This window comes from Rhodobacteraceae bacterium M385 (assembly GCA_025141835.1).
GTDB lineage: Bacteria > Pseudomonadota > Alphaproteobacteria > Rhodobacterales > Rhodobacteraceae > Gymnodinialimonas.
In genome coordinates, this window is record CP081102.1 from 2,622,708 (window position 1) to 2,638,284 (window position 15,577).

18 protein-coding genes and 1 tRNA gene are annotated in these 15,577 nt (G+C 57.6%); 4 read left to right on the plus strand and 15 right to left on the minus strand.

Annotation, left to right across the window (positions count from 1 at the left end):
- Nucleotides 1-69 precede the first annotated feature (69 nt).
- The 10 genes from K3728_12750 to K3728_12795 form a co-directional block, all read right to left on the minus strand.
- Nucleotides 70-1,401 (minus strand): HNH endonuclease, encoded by a 1,332-nt coding sequence (locus K3728_12750; protein UWQ94573.1) that lies wholly within the window; start codon nucleotides 1,399-1,401, stop codon nucleotides 70-72.
- 9 nt (nucleotides 1,402-1,410) lie between these two features.
- Nucleotides 1,411-1,686 (minus strand): HigA family addiction module antidote protein, encoded by a 276-nt coding sequence (locus K3728_12755; protein ID UWQ94574.1) that lies wholly within the window; start codon nucleotides 1,684-1,686, stop codon nucleotides 1,411-1,413.
- Nucleotides 1,687-1,700: 14 nt separating this feature from the next.
- Entirely contained in the window at nucleotides 1,701-2,288 is a 588-nt protein-coding gene (locus K3728_12760; GenBank protein ID UWQ97551.1) for a hypothetical protein, read from the minus strand.
- A 1-nt stretch (nucleotide 2,289) separates the two neighbouring features.
- Nucleotides 2,290-2,568, minus strand: a complete 279-nt coding sequence (locus K3728_12765) for a hypothetical protein (protein UWQ94575.1) — start codon at nucleotides 2,566-2,568, stop codon at nucleotides 2,290-2,292.
- Between the two features lie 73 nt (nucleotides 2,569-2,641).
- The gene (locus tag K3728_12770; protein UWQ94576.1) at nucleotides 2,642-4,291 is read right to left on the minus strand and encodes a hypothetical protein; all 1,650 of its coding nucleotides are present in this window, start codon (nucleotides 4,289-4,291) and stop codon (nucleotides 2,642-2,644) included.
- A 30-nt stretch (nucleotides 4,292-4,321) separates the two neighbouring features.
- The gene (locus K3728_12775; GenBank protein UWQ94577.1) at nucleotides 4,322-5,227 is read right to left on the minus strand and encodes a restriction endonuclease; all 906 of its coding nucleotides are present in this window, start codon (nucleotides 5,225-5,227) and stop codon (nucleotides 4,322-4,324) included.
- A gap of 12 nt (nucleotides 5,228-5,239) precedes the next feature.
- Complete coding sequence (locus tag K3728_12780) at nucleotides 5,240-6,178, minus strand: GIY-YIG nuclease family protein (protein UWQ94578.1); 939 nt, start codon at nucleotides 6,176-6,178, stop codon at nucleotides 5,240-5,242.
- Between the two features lies 1 nt (nucleotide 6,179).
- Nucleotides 6,180-9,407, minus strand: a complete 3,228-nt coding sequence (locus tag K3728_12785) for an N-6 DNA methylase (GenBank protein UWQ94579.1) — start codon at nucleotides 9,405-9,407, stop codon at nucleotides 6,180-6,182.
- A 15-nt stretch (nucleotides 9,408-9,422) separates the two neighbouring features.
- The gene (locus tag K3728_12790) at nucleotides 9,423-9,728 is read right to left on the minus strand and encodes a hypothetical protein (protein UWQ94580.1); all 306 of its coding nucleotides are present in this window, start codon (nucleotides 9,726-9,728) and stop codon (nucleotides 9,423-9,425) included.
- Nucleotides 9,729-9,732: 4 nt separating this feature from the next.
- A complete protein-coding gene (locus K3728_12795; protein ID UWQ97552.1) occupies nucleotides 9,733-10,155 on the minus strand; it encodes a helix-turn-helix domain-containing protein in 423 nt (140 codons plus the stop codon).
- A 36-nt stretch (nucleotides 10,156-10,191) separates the two neighbouring features.
- Here K3728_12795 and K3728_12800 point away from each other — a divergent pair, with 36 nt between their 5' ends.
- The 3 genes from K3728_12800 to K3728_12810 are packed head-to-tail and all read left to right on the plus strand — an operon-like array spanning nucleotide 10,192 to nucleotide 11,867.
- Nucleotides 10,192-10,503, plus strand: coding sequence for a hypothetical protein (locus K3728_12800; protein UWQ94581.1), 312 nt, complete (start codon nucleotides 10,192-10,194; stop codon nucleotides 10,501-10,503).
- A gap of 15 nt (nucleotides 10,504-10,518) precedes the next feature.
- Entirely contained in the window at nucleotides 10,519-10,755 is a 237-nt protein-coding gene (locus tag K3728_12805; protein ID UWQ94582.1) for a hypothetical protein, read from the plus strand.
- Nucleotides 10,755-11,867: a tyrosine-type recombinase/integrase gene (locus K3728_12810; GenBank protein UWQ94583.1), complete on the plus strand. Its 1,113-nt coding sequence runs from the start codon at nucleotides 10,755-10,757 to the stop codon at nucleotides 11,865-11,867. Before K3728_12805 ends, K3728_12810 begins: the two co-directional genes overlap by 1 nt.
- 31 nt (nucleotides 11,868-11,898) lie before the next feature.
- Here K3728_12810 and K3728_12815 read toward each other — a convergent pair.
- Nucleotides 11,899-11,973 (minus strand) — tRNA-Phe (locus tag K3728_12815).
- A 102-nt stretch (nucleotides 11,974-12,075) separates the two neighbouring features.
- Nucleotides 12,076-12,258 (minus strand): DNA gyrase inhibitor YacG, encoded by a 183-nt coding sequence (locus K3728_12820; protein ID UWQ97553.1) that lies wholly within the window; start codon nucleotides 12,256-12,258, stop codon nucleotides 12,076-12,078.
- A 139-nt stretch (nucleotides 12,259-12,397) separates the two neighbouring features.
- Here K3728_12820 and K3728_12825 point away from each other — a divergent pair, with 139 nt between their 5' ends.
- A complete protein-coding gene (locus K3728_12825) occupies nucleotides 12,398-13,663 on the plus strand; it encodes a lytic murein transglycosylase (GenBank protein UWQ94584.1) in 1,266 nt (421 codons plus the stop codon).
- Between the two features lie 124 nt (nucleotides 13,664-13,787).
- Here K3728_12825 and K3728_12830 read toward each other — a convergent pair whose 3' ends face one another.
- Genes K3728_12830 through K3728_12840 form a run of 3 tightly spaced genes read right to left on the minus strand, consistent with a single transcriptional unit; the run spans nucleotide 13,788 to nucleotide 15,576 of the window.
- On the minus strand, nucleotides 13,788-14,822 hold the full coding sequence (locus K3728_12830; GenBank protein UWQ94585.1) for a ribonuclease E/G: 1,035 nt from the start codon (nucleotides 14,820-14,822) through the stop codon (nucleotides 13,788-13,790).
- Nucleotides 14,819-14,980, minus strand: a complete 162-nt coding sequence (locus tag K3728_12835) for a hypothetical protein (protein ID UWQ94586.1) — start codon at nucleotides 14,978-14,980, stop codon at nucleotides 14,819-14,821. The genes K3728_12830 and K3728_12835 overlap by 4 nt, the downstream gene beginning before the upstream one ends.
- A 23-nt stretch (nucleotides 14,981-15,003) precedes the next feature.
- Entirely contained in the window at nucleotides 15,004-15,576 is a 573-nt protein-coding gene (locus K3728_12840; protein ID UWQ94587.1) for a Maf family protein, read from the minus strand.
- Nucleotide 15,577 lies beyond the last annotated feature (1 nt).

Genomic DNA, 15,577 nt, shown 5'->3' on the forward strand with positions numbered 1-15,577 from the left:
ATGCGGAGCGAACGGTGAGGCGGTAAGGCCTACGGCACCGTAAGCATTCAATACCAATCATGGAAAACCCTACGAATTTGCCTTTTTGAAGCGCCTAAATTGGTAGGCGAGGGACGCCGAAGCCAACTTGTGATCCACGCTCTTCCCATCAAGTTTTCTGTACGCCGTTCCCTTCAGTTCCGATGAAACCACAATAAGCCCAGATTTAGGGTTTATCGCGATCATGCCAGCGTCAAATAGTGAGTGAACATCTCGCCTTAGGATCAGACTGTTCTCGGGCACTTCAAAAGCGGGGTTGCCGGTGTGAGGAATGACGTGAGCCGCTTCCAACACCGTTGGCAGCGTGAAGCGTGTCACAACACAACGCCCACCATGGCGTAGCATCGCTGCTTCACGAAATTTCTGTTGTTCAGGCCTCGCCTTGACGGTTGTTGTTTTCCGTTCTTGTTCTGCCGCCAACACGGCATCGCGGTCTTCGGTAAGCGCACGTTCCAAAGGCGATAGGTGCTGAAGCTCAACGCTTGAAATCGCGTCGGATTTCCTCGAACCATAGCGCAGAATAAGTTCATCAATCTCGGCCTGCTCATCCGGTTTCATTGCCCAAGCTCTGGGGCTGCGATCCTCATTTATGCGGTCAAGAACCGTCGAATTCCAGCCAGTAGCACCAAGGCTGCGAAACCCAAACGGGCCCTTGAGCAGAGCCAGTTCAGCAAGCTGTATTTCAAGGACACCATCCTTTAGATGCGCGTCTTTTGCTTTTGCGATGCCAGTCAAGCCGAGCCCTGATCCAAATGCTTCGTCCTCGTGAGCCCAGAGGTAAAGGACATCGCCAGCAACGACTTGGGGACCGGGGGACTTATCGGTCCAAGAGCTTGCACGGGGGCTGTCCCAAGGCATGCTCAAGACCTGATCGTCCCAGTCTCGCGGATCAATCGGACGGGATACACCACCAGGGCCATGGAGTTCGCCGTTAAACTTCAGCAAAAAGGCATGTGAACCGGCGTCGCCAGCATCAACTTGCTTTCGAAACGATGATCGCCAAATCGCCCGGCCGCCTGGCAGATCGTCTGCAACCGCACGAAGTTCTTGAATCGAGCCCCAGTCATACTGAAAGACGTTCTCTTGTGCGTCGGCAATGTCGACCGCCCCTATCGCTTCCCGAATATAGTCGAGAGCATCATCATCTGGATATCGGTGTCCTTTGCGAACAAGTATTGTTGTCAAAGGCGGTAACCGCTTGTCGTGCATGTAATGCAGAACTGCGTACAGATTCTTGCCGAGCCCCCGACCCGTCGGATGCGGCCACCCTATCGCTTCGGCCAGTTCTTGGTAGGTCGTTCGTTTTTTTGCTATAGCTTTCCAAGCCAAGAAGCGTGCGATTTCAAGCTGAAGTGCGTTCATTGCAACTGGCTAAGTACGCGAATTCGGCACATTTTCGGGAGCCAAAAATACTCCGTCGTATTGTGCTTGCAGGTTCACCCAGTAGGCCGGGGTCGTGTTGAATACGCGAGCGAGGCGCAGCGCCGTATCAGGCGCGATCCCGGTCGTGCCCTTGATCAACCGCTCGATCCGCGTCCGAGGCACGCCCAGACGCCGCGCAAACGCGATGCCCCCCATATCCAGGGGATCAAGATAAAGCTCTTTCAGGACTTCACCGGGGTGCATTGGTTCTTTAAGCGCGCTCATCACCACACACTTCCTCAGGCCGCACTGGTTCGTGGCTCGGCGTTCACTTCATCCGCGTAGATGAATTGTTTGGCGTCCTCGCGCACTTCTAGCGTCGCCGCGTCAATCGCACCAACGGCAAGGCCTGCGTTCACCCGCCGCGCCGGTCTCCCCGCGCTCAGCCACTTCCCCGCTTTGTCCACTGCGAAGCGCCCTTTGCGCGCGCCAGCGCCTATGCCTGCCGCTGCGTCGATGATGGCGACTGCGACTTCCTCCATCCGGAACAGCCCGCCCTGACTTGCCGGTGGCATCTTGCGCTTTTGCAGCGACTGGCGTGTCACTTCCAACCGCTTAGCAACATCAGCCAAACTGACGAGGTCAGGCCGCACTTCTCGCAAGACCGAGCCCGCAGGCAATTGCTTTTGTATCGCACGCGCCGCATCTAGGATCGCATCCTCAGCGCGATCACTCGCCGCTTCCAATGCAATACCAAGCATGCCAGGCACGCCGGTCCCGACGATGGCATCCTCGAAACCAGCCTCGAAGACCACGTCCATCAGATCGAACGCTTCATGTTCACCCTCTGGAAGGGCGAAGATCAGTTCAAACTCGATTTCTGCCATATTATTCATCCTTTTGCGCGCCTTCGTTCGTGTTGTCGAATTTCGTGCAACCAAGCGCCCGACTTCTCAATTGCCGCGCAAAGCGGCCCGGATTCTGAGGCGTCGACCATACACCCATCTGACAAAACTCACCGCACCGGCAGTCAGGATCGTTGTTCGGGCATCGGATCAGGCCCCAGGCATGACCGCGCCCAGAACGCAGAGTGACCGTCCAGCCCAAGGCCTCCAGCTCACGCAGAACGGCTTCGATCTCCTTGGACTTGTGCGACTTTCTGGCCATTAGATAGTCTCACTTTCTTAAGTTGTCAATCGACAACTTTGCATCAGTATCGGCCACATAGCGCCGATCCGGCTTACTTGTGGGCAAAAAACAGTCCCATGGGTGACTTCTTGAGCTCAACTTGCGCATCTTTCAGATTACGGAAGCGTTCGGGTAGCTCTTTCAGCTTAGGAGCATCGACCACTTGATTGATTGCAAATGCCGCCGCTCCAAAAGCCGGTGTCCCAGTAGCAATTGCCGCAACCTCAATTGTTCCCGCAACGATCCAAGAGCCGAGGTCCTGTCCCGCAAACTTCATACCTTTTCCACGAAGTTCTCGGATGTTTTCTTGGTGCCTCTCAAAGGCGTCTTGCACGTTCTCAACAATCTGATCACTAGACCTGAAGAAAGAATCGGGCTTGGACGCCGCAATTTCACTGACACCTTGCGACAACATTTCACGGATTTCATCAAAAGCGCCCTGCTGGCGCATTTCTATGAGAGCGGCTGGCGGAATGTTGCCAAGCCATTGCATATCCGTTTCCCCAACGCGTTGCAGGCCTCTCACCATATGTAAGCTTGTCACATCATCTTCAGCCAATGCCGAATTATACTCCAACTTCCAGCTAAAATACTTCCACGACGTGGCCGCATCAATCAAAGGCGTGCCCATAAGGTAGCGACTTTTGAGTAATATGTCGGTCGACTGCATCATTCTGCCCATGCATTGGGAGGCGACCAAGCCACCGGCATTGGTGCCAGTCGGCAATAACCCATCACCGCTCTCAATTGAGCGACGAATTTGCTGTTCCAATGGCTCTGTCCAATCGGTGTCAAATAGTAACCGATCTCTATCCACTAGCTCTTTAACGACGCTTTCTGGCGTGTCTAAATCTGTTGCAAAATCAAACAGTTCTTCAACTGAACTGAAACCGCGGCCAAAGAGTTTCCCAGCATGGACGAGAGCATCCGTTTCCGCCAAACCCTTAAGGAAATCCACCTCTTCCTCGTCGACAGAAGACTTGAATGGCGTGACGATCACAATTGGATTCTCCAACCCGGCAAGAGCTAGGTCACGATATTGCATCAAGTTGATCGCGTGTTTTACCAGGTAGTAGACCTGCAGTTCTGGAGTCACGCGTTCAAAAATGTGGCGGGTGTGCCAAAACGGGTCTGACAGCACAATTGTATCAACATACAAACCGGTGCTGCTTGCAATATTGCGCTGGTAGGACGGAAACAGATCACCACCAAAAACCGCCTTCACTCCGGTCAAATCCTGCACGTGATAATGTGAGGGCTCGGTCAAAGCCGACCAGAACTCCTCTAGACCTTCCAAAAACTTGGGGATCTGCGGGCTTATGTCGGCAACAACGTGGGGTTGCCTAGACACCATTTCTGCAAAGACATGTGCATCGTACCCTTTGTCGCGAGCTTCGTTAACGAAGAACCCAAGATTGTCTTCAATGTACCTGAAATAAGAGTGAGCAATCTCCTCCAAAGAAACCGCGTCTTTCGCATCTTGGCGGTTTTTGACGACCGCAGCCATCATTGCCATTGTGCGAACGCGGCCATCGACGGTTGATAGATCGATCTTGCCGTCTGCTCCGTAGCGGACCGCTCCTATACTTTCCTCAAAATCCGCAGCGAGGTGCTCTGCAATGTGTATTTTACCTTCCTCAAATTGCGCACGGAGCACCTCTAACCGCCAACGTAGCTCTTCATCATAATCTTCCTGGGTCATGCTATTTCTCGCTCGAATTTTTGATGTTAATTAGATGCCTTCAAACCAGTTTGGCTTAATGCTCACCCTCTCAATCATCTCTGTCGCGACCCCAAGCCTATTTTCCTTCAGCAACTCACACAGCCGGTCACCGTCGATGAGATCAATCGCAATAGCGCCGTCGCGCGTGGCTTCGTCTGACGCTTGGCTGGTAAAATGCCCAGTGGTGATGAACAGCCCTTTGTCTGCGCGGCCCTGCAACGCCCCCCGGAAGTCACGGATTTCCTTGGAGCCAACGCTGCCTTTCCAACGCTTGCACTGAAAGTAGACCTGGAACGACACAAGATTGACGCGCAGCACCCCAACACCATCGATCCCGCCGTCGCCTGACTTGCCTCGAACCTCAACTTTGGTGAAACCCGCCTCACGAAGAAGACGCTGCGCTAGCCGTTCAAACCCGTCCGGCGTCATCTTGCCCAGCACGGCCAGAAGCGCCGACTTCCAATCTTCCTCATCAGCCGGGCCGTCTTCGGCCAAGACCTCAATCTCTTCGCCCCTGTCAGCATCAGACTTCTTGGCGGCCAACCGTTTCAGGCGGGCGCGCTCGCGTTCTTCCTGCGTCACCTGATCATAGATCGCTTGCGTCGCACTCAACTCGGAAATCGCGGAGCCTGTCTCGGTCAAGGCCCAGACCCCGCGCTTGGAGTTGTTAAGCGCATCACCGCGTTTCAGATAGGTCCGTGCCCAGGCGAGGTAGTAGTTCACCCGCGTCCGATTTTCATCGCGAGGCATGGTGAAAGCCTGTTCGGCCTCTGTCACACCTTCCAGCTCGATAACCTTCTCATCAAGCTCCTGGATCGTTGCGGACCCGCCGAGGTCTTTTAGTGCCTCGACCGTGACAAGCATCATTCCCGGAAGGTCTGGGAGCGTTTCCGCATCAATCTCAAATCGTCTCATCAAAATCCCCATTCAAAACCGCGACACACCTGGGATCGATGAGAATAGCAAGACCGCGTCCATACTATCGCCCCAGAAAAACTCCCCGCCCAGGCTTTCCAGCTTGCCGGATTTATCCTTGAACAACTGCTCTGCCGCTTCAGCCGCTTTCCGATCCGCGAACGGGGCTTGCAGCTCGATCCGCCACCGCCCCATTGCAACGGGCGGAATGCCTGCATTTAGCTGATCCGACCGCGACGGCGGATCGTTGGAGACACCGATCTTCAATGCGACAGACTTACTGCCAAAAGCCTTGGCGCGCCCCAGCAGTGCAGCTCCGTCACCGTCGAACTTGGCCAGGTACAAGAACGTTTCGCCATCGGTATAGGTGGACGTCCGTTTGCCGCTAGACCCCGGAAACGCCTTTGATGGAAAGAACTCTTCCCTTAAGGGGGTGTCGGTCAGACCGCTATCCCCGACCGGTTCCGCGCCGAATACGTTGACCTCGGTCACCCTGATCTTCAGCGCTGTATCGATCTCGGCTGGCGTCAGAGCGCGCCCCCAGACGCCGATGCCTTGGCCCGCGTCCTTGTCGTAAGTGTCGGGCGCGATGCGCTCGATCGACATCTTGTCGAGCGCCCGCCATGCGCGGCGGACTGGAAGGCCATAGGTCCACTTTTCACCGTTGCCTCTTTCTCGTTTGGCTTCAAGCGAAGCTTCAGACGCCTTTTCATAGTCGCGTATAGGGCGTGCCTCGATCTCGACAAACCCGAGGATGTGAGAGCGCATAGATTTCTTGGTGTTGCCTGAAGCAGCTCCATAGATCATCATCAGGTCGCCGTCGTTCAGTTCACGCAGGGCGCGTGCCTGACCGCTCTCATTCGTCCAGCCGACATAGCCGTCCAGTTCCGGGTCGAAGCCGTAGAAGGCGCGTATCCACATGTTGCGCCCATTGGGTAGCCCCGCGCTCATGTCACACCACGCTTTCCAGAAGGGCGATTTCGTCGGGGGTGAGGTCGAAGAGGTCGTAGACGATGCCGTCGATCTTGGCTTCGGCCTGGGCGATTTCGGCAGTGAGGCGGGCGATTTCGGCGCGGTCGCGGGTTATCCAGTCTTCCCAGTCGGAGCGTTCGGAAAGCGGGATATCGGCCTTGAAGGCTTTCTTCACCTCGGCGCGGAAGGCGGCGAAGTCTGGCAGTGTCCACCATTCCTTGAGCTTGGTGTTGAGCTTTGATTCCCGTTCTGGCGGGCAGAGATCGGGGATGCGGCGGGTGAGAGCGGTTTGGAGCTTCAATCTGCCACTTGCCGCAGCATGCGCCGCGCGCGACAAGTCGGCCAACGCGTTTTCAACATCCTTAGGCATTTCTGGAACCGGCATTTCCTTCAGGTGCGAGGAGAAAAAGCGAACGTAACCTCCTCTAATTTGAGCGCTCACGTTTAGGTAAAAGAACCAAAATACACGCGAGTTGAGGTAGGCAGCCAAAGAATGCTCACCGGTGGGCAGAAAGTAGCCCGTGTTTGCAAAGTACTTTGCTTCTGTATCAACGTGGAACGGTGTGGAACTGTCGATGTCGCTGTATGCGATTTTAGGCTCTTCGAACCGATCATAGTAATCGCAAGCTCGTAGTTCCCACCAAAAATCCCCTTGGTCCGAGCGCTTTCGTGCGCGCTCTTCGAAGTCTTCAAGCCAACCCGCAATTGCAGGGTACGCTCCGCTGAAAAACTGCCAAGCTTCATCTTCGTCCACTGGATCGAAGTTTGACTTTGTCCAACCCTTAGGAATTACAATTGCCCATAGGCCACGTGACTCGGCGCGCCAACGTTTGAGGTCTTTTCCTTCCAAGAACGGCTTCAACAAATCCGAAGAGTTTGGATCTTCGGAACAAATCTGCTCTTTCTTAGCAGCGTCGACAATAAACGCGGCGTTTAGACCGGTCTTGATGCCATACAGCGGCGCGCCATAGACTTCTTTCAAGGTTTTGCGCCCGGTTCTGATCTTATCCCGCAAAGCGCGCAGCGCGGGGTTTTCTAACTCCCACGATCCGGTACCAAGAGCAGATTGCGGATATGGCCCTTGAGCCGCTTCCCAGCTTGCAAGAAAGTTCGTTTCCGGCAGCGCATCAACTTTCCAGAACTTTAGTTCGTGCCCTTGCGAAACGGGATCGTTTTTGAGGACGAGAATTGCTGGATAGGTCGTTACGCCTTCAAAGACAGGGAGATCACCAAAGTCGATCACATTTTCAAGTATCGCATGGGACAAAAGATATTCTCTGAGCGGCCTGCCGGAGGAAGATTTAAAGAATGTATTTGATGAGATGTAGCCAAGCCGACCCCCCGGTTTCAGCAGTCTCAAACCGCGTTCGTAAAAGTAGCAAAGCAAGTCAGCCACACCGTCATAGCTTTCGAAGCGCCTCTGCAGATAGGGTTTCAGATTGGCAATCAGCTCCTGCCTAACATAAGGCGGATTGCCCAGCACCACGTCGAAGCCGCCCTCGGCAAAGACCTCCGGGAACGCCGTTTCCCACGTGAAGGCGTGATCGAGATAGGCGAAGTTGCTGTCCTCGATCAGGCTGTCACCGACGCGGATACTGCCCGAAAGGCTGTCCAGCACCTTGCCGCGCCGCGCGGTCTTGATCCAAAGCGACAGCTTGGTGATCTCAACGCTTTCCGCGTTCACATCGACGCCGAAGAGGTTGTTCGACAGGATTTCACTGTCCGGATCGAGAAGGTCCTGGATATGCTGATCCTTACCTTCCAGTTCGGCGATCTTGTCATTCACGCGGGACAGTTCGGCCTTTAGGAAGTCGAAGGCCATGATGAGGAACACGCCCGAGCCGCAAGCAGGATCGACGATGCGCAGCGTCTTGATGCGGTCGCGATAGGCTTGCCAGGCCTCCAGCTCAGCCGATTTCCTGCGCCACGGAATTGCGGCATAGTCCGAGACGTCCGCGCCCTTCTTGGCGTGATCGCGCAGGATGGTTTCGAAGGCTTCCTTGAGGTGCGCGCCAAGGGTTTCGACCACGATGAACCGCGCGATGTAGTCGGGCGTGTAGACCACCCCGTCTCGCTTGCGCCGCCCACTGGTGCCGCTGGTCTTTTCTGGCTCTTCCTCTTCGCCACGCGCGATGGCTTGCAGGCCTTCCACATCCGCGATGGATTGTTCGAAGATGTGGCCGAGCACGGTGACAGAGACTTCGGACGCGAAGTCATACTCGCCCAGGGTTTTGAAGCCTTCGCAAACTGCGTCAGGAATATCGAGGCCATTGATGGCCTCATCCGTGCGGAACAGTCCGCCGTTGTAGCGGGGTATTTTCAGCTCTTCGCTGCCCGCGTCGATGGCCCGGAACAAGCCTTTGAAGTTTTCCCACACAGGGCGCGGATTATAGGGATCGCGCGCCGTGAAGGCGTTGGCGAGCGTGTTGTCTGGTAGGAGGCCAGTGTCTTCGGCAAAGGCGATGAACAGCACACGGTCGAGGATCTTCTGCGCCTGGGCAATCGCGTCGAGCGCGTCGATGGAAGCATCAGCCTCTTGCACCGCGTGAAGCAGCTTCAGCCGGAGGTCTTTGTAGTCCTGATAGAGCTTGTCCGTGATGTCCTTGTCTTCACGGCGGCTTTCCTTGAGCAGATCAAGCGTACGGCCAGACAGCAGGTTTTCCGCTGAGAGGAGAAGGATGAAGCGGGCGTATTCGTCCGGATCGGTCAGCTTATCGAGGCGGAAGACCTCGTAAGCCGAGGTGCCTTCGCCAAACCCGTAGAACCGCAGCTCGATGTAGTTGGACACCAGAACCCATTTCACGCCGCGGGCGTTCATGGCGTATTCCCACGCCTGTTGAACTGGGCTCTTGTTCCGGCCAGGCATGATCGCATCGAGGTCGCGGGTGTCCGCACCCTTCAGTTCAAACGGTGCAAGGATTTCAGGCTTTGGGCCACCGAAGCGCCCAAGGGCGAGATCAACGCTGCCTCGCAGGATCGTTTGTTCCGTTGCAACAGTGTAGTCCGCGCCGCCAGCGGGACCGTGATAGCCGAGAACACCTTCAACGATCTTTGCGGTGAATTGCCCATGCAGGGCGGTTTCCTTCAGCGAGTAGATGCGTCCGTCGCGGATCATGTCCGCCCAAGCTGTCAGCGCATCTTGGTGATCCGCCGGAAGCGTTGTGGGCTTAGCATTCCGCGCAATGGTCTTTTTGTTAAAAAGGTTCATTCGTTAATTTGCTGCTCATGAAATTGATTGGAGGTAGCGTTGTGAGCGCCATTGAAGCAATGCAACGGGGCCAGAAAATATAGCCAGGCCAATGAAGGATACCATGGCAAGCCCTGCCATCAGGCCCTCTATAGTTGAGTGAACGTTTCCGCTTGAAGCATCGAAAGGAAGAAAGTTTAGCCGAGCAAAAACGACCAGATAGAAAATGGCCGCAACGCTGGCGCTTGCATACAAAATGTCCGCAAACTTGAAGAGAAAGCGATGCGAGGCCTCGACAGTCGCAAGTTGTGCGCTGCGCCACTTTTCGGTTGGTGGTGTCAAAGTTCTACTCCCTCAATAGCTCGATCCAGGTATGGACGTCGTCCATGGCGATCTCTTTCCCTTCTAGGAAAGAGCGATACCAGCGCGCCGCGATTGCGCCGCGCTTTTCACTTTTCAGTTTGATCCCGTTTTCTGACAGGTACTTGTCCAGCGCGACTTCGAATTCTTCCAGCTTGTCGAGGTCGTGCTTGAGGCGGACAGCCTCCACACCAAGCAAAATCCAACTCAAGTCCACATCGAACTGGCGGTGCAGCTTGATCAGAGCTTCAACTGGGATAGCTCGCTTACCCAACTCATAGCTCTGATATGCCCGCAAAGACATTCCGAGCGCTTCGGCCATTTTTGCCTGCGACAAAGCCTGTTCGTTTCGGGCAATCGCGATGCGCGCGCCGAGCGCAGTTAGGTAGTCTTCCGCACGTTCTGCCATTTTCACAGCAATCCACTTGTGTTTACGCTCATATGGATGCTATACGCACAAATGAACGTCTTTGATTGTGTTTCGCTATCGGAGCACGGCTGGTTCGCGCAATCAACCCGATTCACGCTATCTTCTGAAAAGGAGGGAGTTTTGGCGCACGAGAAGTTACTATCACCAAAAGAGCTTAGTTCCATTGTTGGCCTAAGCGTTGCGCAAGTACGCGCGTTGATGAACAGCGGTAAGCTCGAATTTGTGGAGATATCCCCGAAGACCAAGCTGTTGACGATGAGCGGCTGGGACCGGTTCCAGAAGAACGCGACCAAGGTCAAAGGGGCCGAGGGTTCGGTGGCGAATTGACGGGGGTGTCTGGTTATGGCGACGACCAATCTCAATATCAGCGTGATCGACAAGCGCATGCTGAAGCAGTCTGAGGCCGCAAGTTATGCCGGGTTGCCGGTGAAGCATTTCAAGGCGGCTTGTCCTGTGCGCCCGGTGGAGTTGAAACAGGGCACGTTGCTTTGGGATCGGCGTGACCTCGATCTCTGGATCGATGATGTGAAATCCGGGGCCGTTATGGACACGCGCGACACAATTCTGGACCGCCTTTGATGACACAGGTGCGGGTCAAGGGGTTCAAGATTTTCAAGGACCGGCACGGAAAGCAGCGATGCTATCACCGCGAGACCGGACACAAGCTTGACCTTGCCCGCGCGCCTATCGGTTCTGCCGAGTTCTTTGCCGAGTGTGAGACGATCCGCGCCATCGCTGAGGCTCAGCGGGCGAAAGCCCCGAAAGCCGGAACGCTTGGCGGACTGATCCAGTCCTACTTTGAGACTGAGCACTATCAGAACCTGGCGGAGGCGACCCGGCGCGACTATCGCAAGTGCGCGGACTTCCTTGAGCCGATCCGCGACACTCCGATCCATGTGATCGACACGCCTTTGATTGCGGGCATCCACGATAAGGCCGCGAAGAAGATTGGCTGGCGGCGGGCGAACATGGTGCGGACGCTTCTGAGCGAGGTGTTTCGCTACAATATCCCGAAGGGTCTGATCTCCGCCAACTTCGCGAAGGACGTCATTCCGAAGCGCCGCCCGCGCGACCGCGTCTATGCCAACCGGCCCTGGACTATCGAAGAACGCGATACGGTCCTAGGCAAAGCCAGGCCTCATGTCCGCGTGGCCCTCGCCTTGATGATGAACACGGGCCTCGATCCGTCCGACGCACTGCGATTGCGCAAGGACCAGGTCGATGACGGCACGATTTGGGGCGTGCGCGGCAAGACCGGGGAAGAGGTCGCAATTCCGATCAGCCCCACGCTCCAAGCCGCTCTTGACCGCATGCCAGACCACGGGGCCGAAACCGTGCTTTCCAATTCGCGCGGTGAGGCTTGGACTTACAACGGCTTTTCAACCGTCTGGCACCGTTTCAAATCCGCCCTTGAGAATGAAGGCCTTATCGAAAAAGGATTGACCCTCAAGGGCTTGCGGCACACGGTTGCCACGACTTTGCGCGAGGCGGGCCTCGATGAACGCCGCATCGCGGACCTTCTGGGGCAGAAAACTCCGTCCATGGCGCGGCACTATTCGCGGTCAGCGAACCTTGCCGACAAGAACCGCGAGACCATGGCCACACTGGAAGAAGAGAACCGAAGGCGGGCCAAAAGTGTCAAACCTTCGCAGAAAAGCGTCAAACCTGACCGAAACGAGGATCAGTCATGAGCAAAAAATACAAATATATCAGGATGTTAAATGGTGCCCGGGGGCGGAATCGAACCACCGACACGAGGATTTTCAATCCACTGCTCTACCCCTGAGCTACCCGGGCACGGGTTCAGGGGCTTCAGGAAAGCCCCTCGGGTGGGCGCGTTCTAGGGCGTTCGCGCGGCACTGTCCATAGGGTCTGGAGGGTTTTTCTAACCCTTTGCGTTTAGTGTATTTTGGGGGTCGCCTGTGCGACCTCGGACAAAGCGCGTTCCATGTCCTCTGGGTCGGTGGAAGGAACCGCGTAGGATTCGTTCAGCCAGCGGCCCAAGTCCACGTCTGCACAGCGTTTGGAGCAGAAGGGGCGGAAGGTTTTGTTGGTCTCTTTTTCGCAAATCGGGCAAGGCAAGTGGCTGTCTCCGGCTATGGATGCGGGCCCCATTGTGCGCGAGCGGAGGGGCGCCTGCAAGGCGTGGATCACGTTGATTCCCTTGCATTGTATGGTCCTACGTCGCTAGGTCTGGGGAAACATTTTGAGGGCGAATATCATGCGGATGACACGGCGGACATTTGGTGCGGGCAGCGCTTGTGTGGCTTTGAGCGGCTGTGTCGGCGGGATTGGCGGCGGGGGTCGTGTGGGCATCGGCTCGGCCGGGGATGGCGGGCCTTCGACCGATCCCGACTTCATGCCGCAGCCCAATGCCTCCTACAGTGAGTGGCTCACCGGGTTTCGGGGCCGCGCAAGGGCGGCGGGGATTTCGGACGATACGCTGACGCGCGGGCTGCGCAACGCGGGCTACCTTCCCGGCGTAGTGGAGCGGGACCGCAACCAGACAGAGTTCCGGCGGACCACGGAAGATTACCTCGCCCTGGTGGCTGGTGACGACGATGTCAGCCTTGGGCGGTCGCGTTTTGCCACCCATCGCAGCGTCCTGAACGAGGTGGAGGCGCGCTACGGTGTGCCCGCCGAAATCTGCTGTGCCGTCTGGGGCGTAGAGAGCCGATATGGCACCCGTTTGGGCGATATTCCGGTGATCTCGGCGGTGTCTACGCTGGCATGGGAAGGCCGGCGCGGGCGCTTCTTTGAGGCGCAGACAATCGCCGCCCTGCGCATCATCCAGAACGGCGACACGACGCCCGATCGCCTGCTGGGGTCATGGGCTGGTGCGATGGGACATACGCAATTTATTCCAACCACTTACGAGGAACATGCCGTCGATTTTCGGGGCGATGGTCGCCGCGATATCTGGAGCAGTGATCCGACCGATTCCTTCGCCTCTACCGCGAGCTATTTCAGCCGCTCGGGGTGGCGCACCGGAGAGCCGTGGGGGATGGAAGTGCAGTTGCCCAGTGGGTTCAGCGCGACGACGGGTCGCGACACCCGCCGGTCGGTCGCCAGTTGGCGCGATGCGGGCGTAAGGCGTGCCGGCGGCGGCGCCCTGCCCGACCACGGATCAGCCGCGATATATGCCCCCGGCGGGGCCGGTGCGCCTGCGTGGATTCTGTTCCACAACTTCAACGTGATCCTGCGCTACAACAACTCTACCAACTACGGGATCGGGGTTGGATATCTGTCTGATCGCATCGCCGGAGGTGGGCCTTTACGGCAGGAATTCGGTGCCGACGCGAGCGGGTTGACCCAATCCCAACGCCGCCAATTGCAGGAGGCCTTGAACCGCGCCGGATACGACGCGGGCACGCCAGACGGGGTGATCGGATCGGGCACGGAAGCGGCGATTGAGGCCTATCAGGCGGCCAATGGGCTGCCGGTGACGGGCGAGCCATCGGCGGCGCTGTTGCGGCGGTTGCGGTAGCCTAAACGCCCTGTGACATCGGTACACCGGGGCGTACACATCGCGTACATACGCGGTTTTTGCACAGAGGTGGGGCGATATGGCCGCCTCTGTGCGGTTACTGTGCAGCTACTGTTGCGGTGTGCTACGCGGGCCAGACCTGCGCCAAGGGCGCGCGGTCGCGCTTGCGGGTCAGCTCTAGCATCCCCAGCGGAGTCCAGCCTGCCACGACCACATCGCCGCCCCCCAAACGGAACGCCTTTTTCACGGCATCTTCCACCTGCTTGCGGTCGCGTTTGGGCATCGGCGCGAGGTCGAGGGTGATCTGCCCCCCCAACCCCTTGATCCGCGTCAGGCGCGGCAAGTCCCGAACCAGCGCGAGGTTGGCCTTCAACCCAGCCGCGAGAGAGTGATCGGCGCCGGTGTTCACATCCACCGCGACGAGGGCGCGGGTGGCCTCCACATAGGCATAGGCGCCGCCGGAGAGCGGCTGACGCGCGGCCAGCGCCGCATCGACGGCTTCCAGGACGCCGTTGTCGGCAAACCCGCCTTCGATCACCTCGTCAGGCGCGTCCCATTCGCGCCACGCGCGGGTGTGGGCGTCGTCGGCATCGAGCAGCCATTCCGGCTCTCCCAATTGCTCGGACACGACCATCGTCGCGGTTTTGCACATGGCGTAGATGTCTTCCTGGATTTCATCGGCGAGGACGCCTTCGGCGGAGGAGCGGATGATGAGCCCGTAGCCGTCCGACGCGGCGCGGCTTTCGTGGGCGATTTCCAGCAAGCGGTCGCGCTCGTCCTCGTCGCGAATGGCACGGCTAACGTTGAGGCCGGGTTTACGGGGCGTCACGATGGCATATCGGGATTTGAAGATCAGATCAGGCGTCACCGGGGCCGCTTTGCCCGGTTCTGCCACGCCCGAGACCTGCACAAGAAACACATCGCCCGGTGCAATATCCTTCGCGCGGCGCATGTAACCTTTGTCGCCATTGCCCAGATGCAGGGTAATCCCCCCCTGCCCTTTCAACGGCCGGTCAGCTTTCGCCCGAGAGATCGCGCCAACACCCGGCGCTGCCCCTTCAGGCGGGTCGATGAAGATATCATGCAGCTTCCCGTCCACCATCAGCGCGGCGGCGCGGCGGCCTGCGACTTCATCTAGAAGAACGACTGTGCCTTTCATGTCTTACCTCCGGTAAGATTGGTTTCTTTCGCACCTTCGGTGCTGAATGTGGGGCGCGCACCTTCGGTGCTGCTCATTCCAGGCGCACCTTCGGTGCTGCTCATTCCAGGCGCACCTTCGGTGCTGCTCATTCCGGGCGCACCTTCGGTGCTGCTCATTCCGGGCGCACCTTCGGTGCGACTCACGACTTCCACACCTCTATGCCCGCCGCCTGAAGCAGCTGCGCGGTTTCCACCATCGGCAGGCCGACAATGGCCGAGTGGCTGCCCGATATCCAAGGGAAGAATGCGCCTGCGGGGCCGTGGATGGCGTAGCCGCCCGCCTTGCCCTGCCAATCACCGGTGGCGATGTAGCCATCCAGTTCAATCTTGCTGAGGCGCTTCATCTTCACACGGCTCTCAACAATGCGGGTGGATAGGCCCTTGTCGGATAGCACCGCGATGCCGGTCAGAACCCGGTGGCGGCGTCCGCCCAGAAGAGTCAGGAATTCACGGGCCTGAGCCTCATCCTTTGGCTTTCCAAGGATGCGACGGCCTACGGCCACGGTGGTATCAGCGCAGAGCACCACATCGCCCGCATCGGACGACACGGCAGCGGCTTTGCCGCGAATGATCCGGTCCACGTAGGCACGGGGCAGTTCGTCTTTCAGGGGATCTTCGTCGATATCGGGGGGGCGGATGTCATCGGGCGTGAGCCCGAGAACCGCCAGAATTTCCACACGGCGCGGGCTGCCAGAGCCGAGGATAAGCTTCATT